We start from the raw sequence: 15,856 nt of genomic DNA, 5'->3' as shown, positions 1-15,856 counted from the left end.
GCATCATTAAATCATACTTCCCGCAAAGACGCTACCGAGCAATGAGATATTGAGCGAGTAAGTCTTTGACTACTTCTACTGAAAAATAAGGTAACTACATCACACATGAATGCCTCTATAGTCGCGAAATTAGAGGCGCTAAAAGAGCGCCATGAAGAAGTAGAAATGCTGCTCGGCGATCCCAAAATCATTGCTGATCAGGGACGGTTTCGCTCCCTATCGAAGGAGCACACACAGCTATTTGCTTTGACAAACTGTTTTCAGCGTTGGCGCCAGGTGCAAGAAGATATTAACGCTCTGGGGAAGCTGTTAGAGGATCCGGAAATATGCGATATGGCGGAAGAAGAGCTTCAAGCTGCACGTGCCAGCAGTATCTTCCTGGCGCAGCAGCTTCAGGTGTTGCTACTGCCGCAAGATACTGACGATGCACACGGTTGCTTCCTAGAAGTGCGAGCCGGAACGGGAGGAAATGAAGCAGCTCTATTCGCGGGCGATCTTCTACGTATGTACAGCCGTTTTGCCGAGACCCGCCATTGGAAGGTAGAAATCATCAGCTCCAGCGGATGCGAGCACGGAGGGTTCAAAGAGGTCATAGCCAAGCTATCTCATCAAGGCGCGTACGGCATGTTAAAATTTGAATCCGGCGGCCATCGTGTGCAACGGGTACCAGAAACTGAATCCCAGGGCCGAATTCATACCTCTGCTTGTACTGTAGCGGTGATGCCGGAGATCCCGCCGGCGGAACTGCCGGAAATCAACGCTGTCGATCTGCGCATTGATACTTTTCGCTCTTCCGGAGCCGGCGGTCAGCACGTCAACACAACTGATTCTGCTGTCCGCATTACCCATCTACCCTCTGGCCTGGTAGTAGAATGCCAGGATGAACGCTCTCAACATAAGAACAAAGCTAAAGCTTTAGAGGTGCTAGGTGCTCGTTTGCGTGCTGCTGAAGTCCAGCGCCGGCAGAAAGATCAGTGTTTTACGCGTCGTAATCTTCTAGGTAGCGGCGATCGATCCGATCGCATCCGCACCTACCATTTCCCGCAGGGGCGGGTAACCGATCATCGTATCGGCTTGACCCTTTACCGCCTCGAGGAAGTGATTGATGGTAGACTCAATCTGCTTATTAAACCTATCATGCAGGAGCATTATGCCTCTCATCTCACTGCGTTGTCCCAGACGATGCGCCCCTAATGACCTGGCAGAAATGGATGACACAGGCTGTAGCCCGACTTCGCTTGGCGTTAAGTCCCTGCCCCACGCGCGATGCCGAAATCTTGCTGCTGCAGGTGACCGGGGAGACGCGCACTCGGCTGCTGGCCTTCAGTGAAACCCCTCTACCGGACACACAGCATGATGCACTTGAGATCCTTCTCACCCGCCGAGAGCGAGGTGAGCCCATCGCCTACCTTATTGGTGAATGGGACTTTTGGTCTCTTCGGTTGCGTATATCCACCGATACCTTGATTCCACGAGCGGACACGGAATGTTTGATTCAGTGTGCGCTAGACCTGTCGCTTCCCCCTTGCACCGAGGTACTAGATTTGGGAACCGGCAGCGGTGCAATCTCCCTTGCGCTAGCCTCGGAGCGGCCATCGTGGAGGATCACTGGAGTCGATTGTTCACGAGGCGCCGTGGCACTCGCTCGTGATAACGCCGTTAGCCTGGGACTAGATCATGTGCAGTTTCATGAAAGTGATTGGTTTAAAGCATTAACAATGAAACGTTTTAATCTCATTATCAGTAATCCACCCTACATTCAGGCAGACGATCCTCACCTCTTGCAGGGCGATGCTCGATTTGAGCCACGCAGTGCTTTGGTGGGGGGGGAGGATGGCCTGAAGGATTTAGCAGAGATTTGCTGTGGAGCAGGGCAGCATTTATTGCCTGGTGGTTGGTTGCTACTAGAGCATGGGTGGAGTCAGGGAGTGGCAGTGCGTGGCCTTCTGGGCGCTTCTGGCTTTGGTCGGACTATAACCCTACGTGATTACGGTGGCAATGAGCGTGTGAGCTTCGGACAGCTATTACCAGAGTCAACGCGAGATCTTAAAAGAGCATAGCGAGGCGTACTACACAAGCTAAAAAGAAATAATCGATGATTGAGGTCTCGAGGTTGCTCCGATAGTAGTTTAACCAGCGTTGCGCTATCCCGGGTTGGCCCCTATTTCCCCAGGATTGTTTGCTTTTCTATGCATGTGTTCTGTTTTTCTTGGCAGTTTTTACACGGTGGATCTTATTCAGAAGACCCCGATAAATTACGATTACCGATTTTTAATATAACTAGGATTTCTCTAAATGGCTGCATTTGCTGCATGCTTGCATCTATGCAGCTTGATTGCACTATTTGATGGAATCATGCCTTCAACTAAACAGTATGACGAAAAACATACAGCCTCATATTCCGGCCGAACCTAGCTCAGGATGCCTCACGAGCCTCTCTGAGCGAAAGGATTTGACGGTATTTAGAAAATCGCAGTACTAGCAGCTGCTGTGTTGACATATTGTACAGATAACGCAGTCTTGTGCTTTTGGTTAAGGAAACTGAGTACTGCGGAAGACATTAAAAAGAAGAGCATAGGATTAGAGAAAGAAAAGTACCCGATACCGGCTTGTTATAAAAAATAGAGCGTATAAGGAGTTAACGTCTACTCGGGCTCTTGAGGTAGGCTGAAGAGAGTGTTATTCATTTGACGAATTATAGCTAGACAGGCTCAGATGATTACTCCTAATGTATTAACCACCGGAAAAGGGCATGTCAGCTAGTGAGCGTTTGTGAAAACCTACATTATTTTCAGGTATAATGCTAGCATTCAGACGCTAATGTGTAGCTGGGGGTTATGCGAATAACATAATAAGGCAGTTAATATTTCGCATTCGCCCTCAGTCGAATGCGCATCTTTCTGTTCTCCTTGACAAGAGCAGAACGAAAGAAAGATGTATCGTCAGGGAGGTTAACGACCACTTGCTAGATTTTTCTGTTAGGTTTCATGGTCAGAGCCGTAAAAATTTATGGATAATGGCAGTGCTAATGTGTGATACGTTGGAAAAATAATGATTTCATCGTATCGCACCGCTTAGTCCTCAATGAGACTTATAGTCTCTTTTGGATTTATCGACTCCCCTCTCGCAAACAGAAGGTGCTTATATACCAAAAATCTTACGAGTCGTGCTACATTCATGACCAAGGGTAAAATTTCACCAGGTTTTGAGGTTTTGATAATAATCTTCATTACCTTTTCTTACTTGCTAGGGTAAAGTCGTCTAGAGTGCTTAGTGGAAGCTTAATAAGTGTCAATATCAAGCCAAAGATGCCATCTGAAGATTTTCAAGACAAGACTGCATATCCATTGTATTATAATAGGTGTATTCGATGACCCTAGCTAAGTAGAAAAATGATCGGCTAAATCGCAGGAGAAAAATTCTCTATGAGGAGAGCAAAAAATCGCTGACTAACCCAATGATACTGTAAGCGAGCCAGCCAAAATTTACTGCTCTTTGCAAGAGGAGCAGTGCGTAGCTTTAAGCTTTTTTCTACTATAAAGAGAGTGTATAGAAAGGGAATTTCAACGCACACCTCACACATAAATATTTTATTTATTGAACAACTGACGTGTTGTATTGAAAAGCAATCTAATGAAAGAAGCATATATTGATTTGGTCTTACCTGTCCGACCAGCTCTGCTTACGCATTCGCTAGCAAAGCGTTAAAAACGTTTCTACTATTTTTGCTTGAATCATGTCAAGCAAGCGTTTTTTCACCCTTGCGAGCTCCGTGATCAAAATGACGAAGAACAGAAGCACTAGATAACATATTTAGCTAGATATTTCAGGTTTTAATCCACTACATTTATAAAAACCTTTAGCCGGAATTTACCGTTGATGCCGGCTTCCTTGCTTTTAGGTTGCGTGTGAATTGCAATGAAGAAGGTAAGATATGAAACAATTAATGGTGAAGATTGGTGATATTCAGGTAAGGAATGATCTCCCTTTTGTGCTTTTTGGCGGCATGAACGTACTAGAATCACGGGATCTAGCGATGCGCATTTGCGAGCACTACGTCATGGTGACAGAAAAACTGGGCATCCCCTACGTGTTTAAGGCCTCCTTTGATAAAGCTAATCGATCGTCTCTTCATTCCTATCGGGGGCCGGGCCTAGAGAAAGGTATGAAGATTTTCGCAGAGCTTAAGGCGAGCTTTGGCGTGCATCTGATAACCGATGTGCACGAAGCCGGGCAGGCGAAAAGCGTGGCAGAAGTAGTAGATGTTCTTCAGCTACCAGCTTTTTTGGCGCGCCAGACTGATCTGGTAAAGGCCATGGCCTTTACTGATGCGGTAGTGAACATTAAAAAACCGCAGTTTATTAGCCCTGAGCAGGTCGGTAATATCGTAGAGAAGTTTCGTGATGCAGGTAACCACAAGTTAATTGTATGCGATCGTGGTAGTAATTTTGGCTATGATAACCTAGTTGTGGACATGTTAGGTTTTAACGTGATGAAGCAGGTCTCGGGTGGTTGTCCAGTCATTTTTGACGTTACGCATGCGCTTCAGACCCGCAATCCGTTTAGCGCAGTTTCGGGCGGACGTCGCGCGCAAGTAACCGAACTCGCACGCGCTGGTATGGCAGTCGGCATCGCAGGGTTGTTTATTGAGGCGCACCCGGACTCGGCGCACGCTAAATGTGATGGCCCCTCGGCCTTGCCGCTGGCTAAGCTAGAGCCTTTCTTGCGTCAGATGCAGGCTATTGATGAATTAGTAAAATCACTGCCTGCTCTCGACACTGGCTACTAATACTTTTTAGAACAGATCATTTTTTCCTAGAGCCTTTTCTTTGGAATTTGACTGCCTTGTGCTTGATCGAGGCAGCTATTAGCAGATTGCCGCTTCGCGAACTGCTTTTCAATATGATGCGAGCAGAGGGGCTGATTATGCGACCTTCATTATCTTTGCCCGAGTAATTCGTGTACTAAGGTTAGTAAAAACGTTGATGAAAGAAAAGCGGGCAGACTAAACGGGCTAGCCTGACGTCTGGATAGAAAGCATTACTGCACGATACTGCAGGCATTGCCTCGTATTAAAAAAATGAAAAACAACTAACAATATGTAGTTATTGGCCCATGCTCTAGTTTAGAAGGCATCACGCAAAGCGCACTGTGTACGGTGACATGATTTAAACCAAAAGCAGTGTTAAAGAGGATGTCTGAAAGAAAGTAAAATTTCGTTTATCACAGGATAAACTCCCTGTATTTTTACAATAGCCTATTATGCGAAAGAAGAATTTTAAAATCACCCAGTAGATTACTGAAACATCCTCAATTTAATCTAATCTTTGAAGATATACATAGGATTAATCATAAATTATTTCCGTAGATAAAACAATATTATCTTAAATGGCGTGGCTTCCTGATTGTTTACTGACATCAGACCTTCACTGAAGTACTGCGAATAATGATACGAGGATTTCGCTGCCCTTGGAGGGTGGAAGAGAACCTTGATGACTGGATTTATAAACTTACAGGATCTATAGCGAAGATGCTTGAATGAGCTTTCTCTCAATATAACGACCAAAGACAACGAAACATCGGTTGACAACACTGACGATATACGCTGCTATCATTTTTCTATTACATAAAAATAAGCTTGCTTATCTCGTTACGACAAAGATAAAAAATTTTTTAATATTAAACTCATGACAATCACTTAAAGATTGCACATAACGATCTAAGTAACATCCCTTTGTTCTCTTAAAGATGCAGTAGGTTAGAGTGCATCACTTGCTGGCTGATCGGCCCTCTTCTCTTTGAAGATACTTATTACTGATTCGTTCGTTAAAACTCTAATGCATTCACAATATTCGATTTTTCTTGTTATAAAGGTTATACGGCTCACGGAGACAACATGAAAATTTCTATTTATTCAACAAATATATGAATAAGACAATCATGAAATGATATACGACTCATTATTGATAGTATTAACTTTCAGCTACAACCGTCAGACAATGACTCATTCAAAAATAGTATATACTATTTCGGCATCTTTTATTACGTGGCGCTAGGCGATTAACAATAGTATGTAGGGCATAGTTGCCACCTGTTATTATCAGGGCATCCTCCCTGTGATTGATCTATCACAGGGAGGAGAGCTATACGTACAATGTACCCCGACAAAACGTCATATATTAGTATGATCTGATAGGGATTACCCACAGCGGCTGTTATATCTACCATCAACCTGAGAGATCCTGCCTTACATTTTCCTTCCGGTGAAAAAATGTTTATTCGTCGTTACAAGTGTCAGGCCTGGTTCGACGCTCAGGTAGAGTACCGGACTGCTCCGAGAAAGGGATAGCTTTTGGGATTTCACTACCTCAAGCCATGCACTGTAAAACTACATAGCGCCATGGCATAATAGCACCATGTGATCTAGACATCATCAATCCCAGCCTTTTCTAGGTCGGTATTGCTTGAAGCTGACACTAGCCTGCCGTCACAGCCCTCATACAGGAGGGCGTGAGCATTGATTAGACTTCACTATCTTCCGACGATCATGGCCGGCTATCTAAGTAGCTGCTAAAGCGCGGATTGCAGGCTCGCGATGAGGAAAAGCTAGAATGATGCTATTAGAGCCTTCGCTTTCGTGAAGCATGAGATATAACGTAGGCACCTTCTAGTACTGATTAAATCTGTAAGGTTTATAATTTTGAGGGTGGTTTTAAAAAAAATAATACTTAGGATTTTTTATCCTAACCTCGCCTCATGAGCACGCGATAGAGCTAGTGTGAGTAGACGGTCTACTAGTGCGCAATAATCTAAACCACTAGCTGCCCATAGTTTTGGGTACATGCTTAATGAGGTAAAGCCCGGGAGAGTATTTACTTCATTAAGCAGGATCTCGCCCTGATCAGTCAAAAAGAAATCTACCCGCGCCATAATACTGCAGCTTAAGGCTAGATAGGCCTGACGAGCTGTCTTCCGGATAGCAGCATCGACCGATGCTGTCAGCGGCGCCGGAATAATCAGTCCTGGTTGATCGCTCTTGAAATATTTGATGTTATAGGTATAAAACGCGTCATTAGAACAGATCTCGCCGCAGACGCTCACCTCGGGCGAATCATTACCTAAAACAGCAGTTTCGATTTCCCGTCCGATTATCGCCTGTTCAACGAGAATTTTGGCATCATAATAGAAAGCGAGCGCTATGGCTTCGTCGAAGGCGGTGCGATTATTGACTCTGCTAACCCCTACAGAGGATCCCTGGTTGGCGGGCTTAATAAAGATTGGCAGGCCCAATTGGCTAACGATCGCGTCAAAATTTCGTATCGCACCTCCCTGGCGGAACAGTGTTACGGAAGGGGTAACCGGCACCCCGGCGTCGCGCAAGACGCGTTTAGTCATATCCTTGTCCATACATACAGCCGATCCGAGAACGTCCGCCCCAACATAAGGAATACTTAGCACTCTTAGAAGCCCCTGCACTGATCCGTCTTCACCGTAGGTGCCGTGTAGGACTGAGAAAGCAACATCAATGAACGGCAATGCCTGACCGTTAGCGGCATTAATCAGTTGCGGGTGCTGCTGACCGGGCACTACGCCCAGATAACTCTGGGCCGGAGATAGACAGATGGTTGCAGGATTCTCGGGGTTGATCAAGTAGTCTTTCTCCCTGCATAACGTCCAGCGCCCGTATTTATCTACCCCGATAAGGGTCAGATCGTATTTTTTCCGGTTGATAGCGCGAATGACATTAATCGACGAGCGCAACGACACTTCATGTTCGGCGGATTGGCCGCCGAATAGCACTGCGACCCGTAGTTTACGGCGTTCCTTTTGTTGCATGACAGTCTCGTTAATTAAAGGAATACTAATAGCGTATGCGCCAGTTCTCGGTATGTACATTCTCAGAATTTTATCACTCCCTAAAACAGTTAGGGTATATTTAAAACTGACAAAAATATGGTAAGCATTCATCTGCCCTGTGCTTAGGTGTATACGGTGGAAGAGGATTCAGGCGTCATATAAAAAAGTCTGACGTGAATATCCAGTTTTAAGAATTGTTACGTGGTCCTGCCAGATGCACTTAGTATCGCAGTATGCAATGCTCCTTAAATTACTTAATTTTTGAGATAGAACTGAAGAATGCTCTTAGTAACTCAACTAGATTTAAGGTCATTATTATGACTAAGGACGTTATGCCAATAACATGCCGGGCTTTCTAGTTAAAAGACCGTGATGCATATCTTATGATATCAGTGAATCATAGAGTATTTGATGCTCTTTTTTATGCTTTTCATCTCATGGAGAAAAAATAGCTTCCCAAAAATGTTTCATATACTTATGCATCAAAAGCGTTTTTCTGCTTTAGCTGCTAGCTAAGTTGTACGTATTACGACGCTATTGTATTATATAGAGTATTTTATTGCGCTATGACGTTTTAGTAGAATAAATTTATTAACTCTATAATAACGCTTTTCATAAGTTATAATCTAATTATTTTATGTTTCATAGCGCAATGAGCTTACTCGTTTAGTAGCATCAAATCTGTTGATACAAAATCAACCTCAGATATTAATTTATATCTGCGTTATTACGCCCAGTAGTCTTGGGCTTGTTAATATACCCGCCGTAGTCAGGGGGTAATCGGCCACTGTTCTTCCTAAATAGAGTATCATGACAGCAAGAGGCGTATCGTCAGCCCCGTCAGCTGTCCCCGGACTAATTTTCCGTTGGGTTGTTGTATAAAAGCTGGCAGGACTGATACGCACATGCGTATTTCTCTGCAATTAATAAGCATATATGATTGTACGTGCCGCGATCTTGTTTACTGCTAGCTATTAAGTGATGTCCTACTGGCTGTTTTAGACCGGATGCTGCCGGTCTGTTGTGTGATCACACGGCAAAATTTTAAGTTTAGATAGTCAAGGGTTATATGAATTATATCACCGAGAATTAATGTTTTGGTGCTGATAGGAGCGGTATTTTTTTATTTCCTAAACAAAGCCGCCAGCCTAGGTATCTTAGCAGGAGCTCCATCTGTTTCACGCATTAAGTTCACTCAAATCCCTATGCTGTCAGGGCCGCGTTCTACTTGTGTGTCTTGTTGTGTTTAAGGTAGGTAACAACTAGAAATTATTTTCCAAAGAGAGTTATTTCTTAAATACATGTCATGTATTGACATAGTGATGACTTAAATGTCAATGTATTAAAAAATAAATTATAATCATTTCATTATCATTCACTCTAAAATAGTATCCCCGATACATAGTATAATGCTTTGTTATTCAACATATTCATGCAAATGATATCGATCATACTATGGCGTATGTTAAAACAGATTAGAGTATCATCAAGCGTAAATGAAGCAATATCATTGGCACGGCTCTTTTAACAGCGAGCGGCTATTTCTTGCTTTCCGTAGCAAGGCGATGTACCTCTTCTACGCATAGGGGAATGCTGAAGATATCTAGATAATAGGTAAATAATGCGCGTTAAATGTTGGTATTACTGTCCTGCGTAGTTAATGTTTTCAAGTGCATGGCATAAAATTCGCTGATCAAGGGGAGCGTCACGGCTCTTATCATCTAGACGCTGCAGAAAACTTTACCTTGCATCGGCCATGCAAGTAATATAGCATTCGGTTATTCGCCGATATGTCTACTTAGACTGTAGCTAAGTAACTTATACCAGGATTTATTCTGGTTTTGAGAAAATCATGTTAACTATCAATGCTAAAATCCGAAAAGACCAGGGCAAAGGCGCAAGCCGCCGTCTACGTCTCAAAAATAAATTTCCGGCTATCGTTTACGGTGGCGCTGAGGCACCGATTGCTATTGAACTGGATCATGATATTATTTTGCACACCCAGACCAAAAAAGATTTTTATAGAGACGTGTTGGCCTTAGTAATCGACGGAAAAGCAAGAAAGGTAGAAGTACAGGCTGTGCAGCGCCATCCATTTAAACCGAAACTGACCCATATCGACTTCGTTCGCGTTTAAGGCGAAAAAGGTATTAAGAATATACATATTTACATTGTAATAATATTTTTACATTTTCATTGAATCCATTAGGAATGGGATCCTATAACAGGGATCGACCAATATATTAGTTAGGTGACGCATGAATTCTTTTAGGCATTTGCATAAAGGGTGCTTCGGTGTAAGTTACGGAAAACATTGTTATTGCTTGTCGCCCACATGTGCATTATGCTCAAGTAGATCTAGCGACTAACATAAAAGGGGTGTGATTTAGAAAGAGCTATTTTCAGTTAGTGATCATCCAAGAGCATTGCCTTTCGTAAACAAGTATCAGTTATTGAGGCTAGCGCTTAGGTACTAGTTTTGACGACCTGGTAGTGAAGATTATATATACGTCATGCGCACCGTTAGCCGCGGTTTTCTCAATTGTCAGTGTGTTACTTTGTGCTCAAAAAAATATCATAGCCTTTGCGTCAATGTGGTAGTATTTTAGTGCATCAATAGCTCTTTTGGTGACTCCAATGAGAGGATATCATTTCACTTAGACTATAATTTGCCTTCATTTAAAAACTTTCAGGTAAGCATTATATTCATAACTTATCGGGTGTTGTCACTGATTGTGAGGTAGTCTATATGCTGAGATGCAAAGTCTTTACTAACGTCTCTCAGCGAGAAGCTCCTGTATCTTATTTGCGTCTGCAATATTCCCCGTTTTAACATTACGTCCACACATCTCGGTAACGCACTAAGAGAAATATGCTACAGACTCATGGCATCATTAGCACTGTAGTTATGGCCGCTCTATCAGGCGAGCAGAAAAGAAAAGAACATTGCATCTTCTGATGCAGAAAAAGAAGAAACTTGTTGACTCAGGTCGGTTAGAGAATCGCGTTTTTTCAAGATCCTGTCGTAGGATGAGAAGGTGGTAATTGTAACCTTTTCTTTATTATCCAGTCCATTTTTTAAATAAACTACGTGGAATGCGGCAGTAATGATCAGAAGCTCTATATTTTCAAAAAAAGAAGAATACTTATACATCTGCTAGCACGGCGTCGAAAAATGGAGGGTAATAAGACCTTAGTCGGATTACGCCATAAACTGCATGCATGGCATATGCAATCATCTTGACTGATTGACCCAAGAAGAGTGTCAATGCAATACAAACATTTCCGGATGCGCTAAAAATAGCCTACTGTGAAATTAGGAAGGTGTCAGCTGACGGATTTTAGGATGCACATGATGAATATAATGCGCTATTGAGGCAAAAAATAGAGTTGTTTATTCCGACGTGATAAGATGTAATATTTTGCACCGCTGCTGAATATACCCGTAATCATGAGGGTAAAATTAGCATCCGGGCGTCACCTTGAATGCCTGGTTAATGGCAAGAAAGCTAATCATAATCAAAGTTCACTTTCTGAAACAGTTCTTCGTAGACTTGACACATTACTTGATAATTATCTAAGTCTAAATGACTATTAGGATTCGATAAGAAAATTGGTAAATACATAGTCAAAGTGCTTATTTAAATATTTTTTATAGGGAGATGATTAAATAAAGAAATGACGAACGCTGCCTTCATCGCATGACAGTAGGTCTCATCGCATTCAATTTGCACGAATATATAGTGTATGTTAAATAAGTCCTAAGTGATTCCTGCTGCTATTTCCTGTCAGTTTTCGCTGAATATTCTCAGGCTATGTAATACGCAGTGTTATCATAACAATCTGAAGACTTTGAGGGGTAGCATAATGGCTGTAACAAAATTAGTTCTGATTCGTCACGGGGAAAGCCAGTGGAATAACGAAAACCGTTTCACCGGGTGGACCGATATTGACCTGTCTGAAAAGGGTCGAATAGAAGCAAAGCAGGCCGGACAATTACTGAAAAAAGAAGGCTATATGTTTGATTTTGCATATACTTCAGTACTAAAGCGGGCCATTCACACCTTATGGATTATCCTAGATGAGCTGGATCAGGTCTGGTTACCGGTGGAAAAGTCTTGGCGTCTAAATGAGCGCCACTACGGCGCACTACAGGGCCTCAACAAAACTGAAATCGCGGAAATATACGGTGATGAACAGGTCAAACAGTGGCGTCGCGGTTTTTCGACCATGCCACCAGCACTGACCAGAGATGACCCGCGTTTCCCGGGATGCGATGCGCGCTATGCTAACTTGACCTTTGCCGAGCTGCCTACCACCGAAAGTTTGGCGTTAACTATTGATCGCGTCATGCCTGACTGGCAAGAAAAGATTCTTCCTCGCATGCAGAACGGTGAAAGAGTTATAATAAGCACTCATGGCAACTCCATGCGTGCTATGGGCGGATTCCTAAACAATTTTAGCGAAGAGGAGATTCTAGAACTGAATATACCGACTGGTGTACCGCTAGTCTATGAATTTGATGAAAACATGAAACCTATTACGCACTACTACCTCGGTAATGCTGAGGAGAATTTTCTCTAAAAGCGCTTTAGGTTCTAATAAGATGCCGCTTTGATACATTCCTTCATGAAACCAGAAGGAGCGCTTGTTTATTTTTCAGGTGGCTGGGTGAGTATCTGTCTTTTTAGATAAGTAAACATGCTTTCAGTCTCTACTGACAATGCATGTAATCGGTTGGAAGGCTCTAAGCATACACTAGGTATTTAGCTGAGGCGAGCCGGTTCCCTACCACTCTCTAATATTGGACCATGACCCCGAGAATAAAAATGTGACCAACAGGTAGGTGATGCTAGAGAGCTATGGCTATCGTCAGTTTTTAAAACTGTTTTTGCTCCTACTATAGGTAGCCATCTATCCTCTTGCGTCCCGGGAGAATCTTGCTTTCAAGGAAAGCAGGTGCTCATCACTAGCAGGTAGGGTGAGGCCGCTACGCAAGATACGATGATCGGCAGGATTGAGGTTTAGACGATGCAGATATTCTTCGCCATGCCTAATGTCATTTGGTTAAGCGCTTTCACTACTCCCATGATCGCACCTTTTGCCTACGTAAGGCTAGTTATCAGGACCAAGATGACTAGCCAAAGTATTGTAGAGTAGAATAGATCCGTATCTCAGATCAGCAATTGACCCATGATCACGTGCGTTTAGTTTTTTAGGTTATGCGACTTTACTGATAATATTGATTATCTATTATTTAGTGACGTTTATAGCGTGGATTGGCTAATATTATGCACGTTGGCCGCGGCTAGATCATCGGCCTTATTGTTGTTTTGATAGAGAGCTACGTTAGTCATGTGTAGCGTAATAGCCGAAAGCCACTGCGAGCCTGATGGTGCGAGGGGCTTTTCTTATCATATTCGTCATAGATTATACCGCAGCAAGTACTATTATGTAGTTCATTAGAAAAGAGAATTGCATCTAAGCAGACTATCTACGGCTAGATAGTCTTGTCACCATACATTATTCTCCCCCTTTTTAGGGGCGGAATTCTCTTTTATTAAAAAATTTTAGGCTACTGCTATTTATGCATTAAAGATAATGCACCATGTGTTAACGTTTTTATGATAATAGATGCCTTCTGTGATTGCTATACTGCGTATAGAATCATTTAATGGATTTAGGATGAAATATGTTCACTTTAATGCTCAGCGCAATAAAGGCACTGCAACTCACACGTAGATTTTTAGGGCGCATGAAAACGATATGCCATCAAATAACAGTCACTGCCTATGTCAACCGCATGGCAAAATAGAATCATGCTTTATAATGCAACAAACCTCATCACGCAGATCATTAGTTAAATAATGCCTTAGATGAGAGCACGTGTGCCGCTAGGGAGTCAGCTAAGCACTTTTCATCGCAAAACACAGTTCTCGAAACTTTCAGATTTGTATAGATCACTGCATTTTAGTCGCGTCTCATAGGCAACGTCGTATTCCTTATGAGCAGGAATAACGGCAAGTTCGGTGGGGAAAGTAGATGTTATGCATTGTTCATAACGCTCTATTAAGAGCCTAGACTACCTCCTGAGACCGAGAAGTTTTCACCGCCAGCGTTCGTTCGCGCTGCTGATCTGAGTGGGCTCGAATTCGACCATCAAGGGATTATGGTCTGAAGCCTTAGTTGCCAGCACCGATGCCTCGCGGACACTGATGTTTCGGTAAAATACAAAATCAAGTGGTCGTCTAAATGCCCTAGTGCGCTGGTCGTTGACAAACCTTACCTCGACCAACCCCATCTTGTCAGCGAATCGGTAGAGCGTTAGCATACGCTGCCTGCTCCAAGTATTGAAATCCCCCGCCATGATTACCGCACCGCTGTGGTGACGAATCTGTGTACCAATAGCGTCTAGCTGTTTACTGTATACATCCAGGCCTAGGGTGAAATTCACCGCGTGGATATTGACCACCATCAGAAGTTGCCTATTATAAAACGGATATACGGTGACCAGGGCCGATTTAGCTAATCTCAAAAGAGGCTCGCGTTCACGCAGTGGACAGCAATAGACCGAATGAGCCGCGGATAAGGTCATGACCCCTGACGGATGTTGTGGGAACAGAAATGCAGGAACCTGGTCTGCCGCTAGATAATGTGAGGTGGCGAATCGGACAAGCTCAGGCGTGGTTTGTGCTTCCTGTAGCAGGAGTAACTGAACATTCTTGCTTAATCCTTGCAACACCGATAGCCAATTAGCACACTGCTGTTTACATATATTCCATACCATCACTCGTAAAAAGCGCGATTCTAGTAAAAGTTTTCCCTCCGGCAGCAGTTGACCTAATGGGTTCGAAGAGAGAGGTGGAAAGATACGCTTGACAGGCTGACCTGCGACATACCTGAGAGCATATGTTTGTTTTTTCAAGGTTTACCGCCTATTGAAGTAATAATTATGCGTGTGGCGGTGTGCGAGCTGCTTTTTTATATTGTAGTCCATAGACGCCTGACTATTATAGGCTTTATCTCTCTTAAGCTGGCAGACACTATGTGGCGCATGACAGCTTCAGGGATTTGTCGAATAAAATAGATTTTGTCACGAGCTTGCGACGATTAGGACTTTGTATTGCGCGATGCGGACCGTATTCGACACCCCTAACCATATGAGGTGATTTAGCGCTTGATTTATTGTCATCGTCTTGCTGCTGATTGGTGCATCTACGTCACGTAGCTTCAGATAGAGCTATATAGCAGTATTTTAAACCGCAACTTGTCGCGCTTCAGTTCATAAGTCGTTGCTGATAGCTTAATGCATTTTCTAGGTATTATGAGTGCTTTTCAGATCTAAACGTTTCACCCGCCAGTGATTATGCTAATCATTAGGGGCTAGATGATAATATTTCGTGGTTCGCAGCGGAAGAAGTAGCAGCCGTGTTGCCTGCCTCAATAGCAGATTATGGCAGCAACCTGCATCGTCAGTGCCGTCATTTAAAACTTACCTGATGCTAGAATGTAGTTGCTTTAGAAGCTTCGGCAGAGTCTGTGCCTCAAGGTGATTTTATGTGATCACTCTTCAAAGATTATTTCCGGTGTCGCGCGATCGACTACTAGATGGGTAATGGATTGGCTTTGTATTTTTTGATGGCTATATATTAAAGTGTCTATTTTTCTTCACCAAATATTTTCAATCTCAGGAGATCAATGATTTGATAGGTGCTTTTCACAGGGTATTAACTTTTGTATGCTGATGGTAACTGTTTTTTGTGCGTGATGAGAGAAGAATATTCTATATATATTAAGCCGGAAACATCATAGTTTACACATCAACTTAATGCAGTCAGATAATATTACTAGCGCAACGCTCAGAACCTGTTAAATTATTAGGACCGTGTTTTCAGGTTCATTTTAACTAGAACAGTGCTCGGTTAGACTATGAAGAGACGTTTGGGTTGTTATGCGGTAATAGCTGATTTATCTATACTTTTAGATCATCGCGCTACTT

Annotated in this window: 7 protein-coding genes; 5 read left to right on the top strand and 2 right to left on the bottom strand. The window is 43.1% G+C overall.

Annotated elements, in window-relative coordinates; genetic code table 11:
- Nucleotides 1-105: 105 nt before the first annotated feature.
- The 3 genes from prfA to kdsA all read left to right on the top strand — a co-directional run bounded on the left by prfA (nucleotide 106) and on the right by kdsA (nucleotide 4,789).
- Nucleotides 106-1,194, top strand: a complete 1,089-nt coding sequence (prfA, locus tag A359_RS01025) for a peptide chain release factor 1 (protein ID WP_014887955.1) — start codon at nucleotides 106-108, stop codon at nucleotides 1,192-1,194.
- Nucleotides 1,194-2,060: a peptide chain release factor N(5)-glutamine methyltransferase gene (gene prmC / locus A359_RS01020; RefSeq protein WP_014887954.1), complete on the top strand. Its 867-nt coding sequence runs from the start codon at nucleotides 1,194-1,196 to the stop codon at nucleotides 2,058-2,060. The genes prfA and prmC overlap by 1 nt, the downstream gene beginning before the upstream one ends.
- A 1,874-nt stretch (nucleotides 2,061-3,934) precedes the next feature.
- Nucleotides 3,935-4,789, top strand: a complete 855-nt coding sequence (kdsA, locus tag A359_RS01015) for a 3-deoxy-8-phosphooctulonate synthase (protein WP_014887952.1) — start codon at nucleotides 3,935-3,937, stop codon at nucleotides 4,787-4,789.
- 1,949 nt (nucleotides 4,790-6,738) lie between these two features.
- Here the strand turns inward: kdsA and ddlA are convergent.
- Nucleotides 6,739-7,836: a D-alanine--D-alanine ligase gene (ddlA, locus tag A359_RS01010; RefSeq protein ID WP_044104691.1), complete on the bottom strand. Its 1,098-nt coding sequence runs from the start codon at nucleotides 7,834-7,836 to the stop codon at nucleotides 6,739-6,741.
- A 1,873-nt stretch (nucleotides 7,837-9,709) separates the two neighbouring features.
- Between ddlA and rplY the strand changes: the two genes are divergently transcribed.
- Together rplY and gpmA are read left to right on the top strand one after the other, a co-directional pair.
- Complete coding sequence (rplY, locus tag A359_RS01005; protein WP_014887949.1) at nucleotides 9,710-9,994, top strand: 50S ribosomal protein L25; 285 nt, start codon at nucleotides 9,710-9,712, stop codon at nucleotides 9,992-9,994.
- A gap of 1,730 nt (nucleotides 9,995-11,724) precedes the next feature.
- Nucleotides 11,725-12,441 (top strand): 2,3-diphosphoglycerate-dependent phosphoglycerate mutase, encoded by a 717-nt coding sequence (gene gpmA, locus A359_RS01000; protein ID WP_014887947.1) that lies wholly within the window; start codon nucleotides 11,725-11,727, stop codon nucleotides 12,439-12,441.
- Between the two features lie 1,522 nt (nucleotides 12,442-13,963).
- Here the strand turns inward: gpmA and A359_RS00995 are convergent.
- The gene (locus A359_RS00995; protein ID WP_014887945.1) at nucleotides 13,964-14,782 is read right to left on the bottom strand and encodes an endonuclease/exonuclease/phosphatase family protein; all 819 of its coding nucleotides are present in this window, start codon (nucleotides 14,780-14,782) and stop codon (nucleotides 13,964-13,966) included.
- Nucleotides 14,783-15,856: the final 1,074 nt, after the last annotated feature.

Source organism: secondary endosymbiont of Ctenarytaina eucalypti (assembly GCF_000287335.1).
Classification (GTDB): Bacteria; Pseudomonadota; Gammaproteobacteria; order Enterobacterales; family Enterobacteriaceae.
The sequence above is the reverse complement of the archived record's forward strand: the minus strand, read 5'-3'. Positions and strand labels throughout refer to the sequence as shown.

What these genes read in the sequence shown, in the direction of transcription:
- prfA (WP_014887955.1), top strand. Translation starts at nt 106, where the DNA reads ATGAATGCCTCTATAGTCGCGAAATTAGAGGCGCTAAAAGAGCGCCAT.
- prmC (WP_014887954.1), top strand. Translation starts at nt 1,194, where the DNA reads ATGACCTGGCAGAAATGGATGACACAGGCTGTAGCCCGACTTCGCTTG.
- kdsA (WP_014887952.1), top strand. Translation starts at nt 3,935, where the DNA reads ATGAAACAATTAATGGTGAAGATTGGTGATATTCAGGTAAGGAATGAT.
- ddlA (WP_044104691.1), bottom strand. Translation starts at nt 7,836, where the DNA reads ATGCAACAAAAGGAACGCCGTAAACTACGGGTCGCAGTGCTATTCGGC.
- rplY (WP_014887949.1), top strand. Translation starts at nt 9,710, where the DNA reads ATGTTAACTATCAATGCTAAAATCCGAAAAGACCAGGGCAAAGGCGCA.
- gpmA (WP_014887947.1), top strand. Translation starts at nt 11,725, where the DNA reads ATGGCTGTAACAAAATTAGTTCTGATTCGTCACGGGGAAAGCCAGTGG.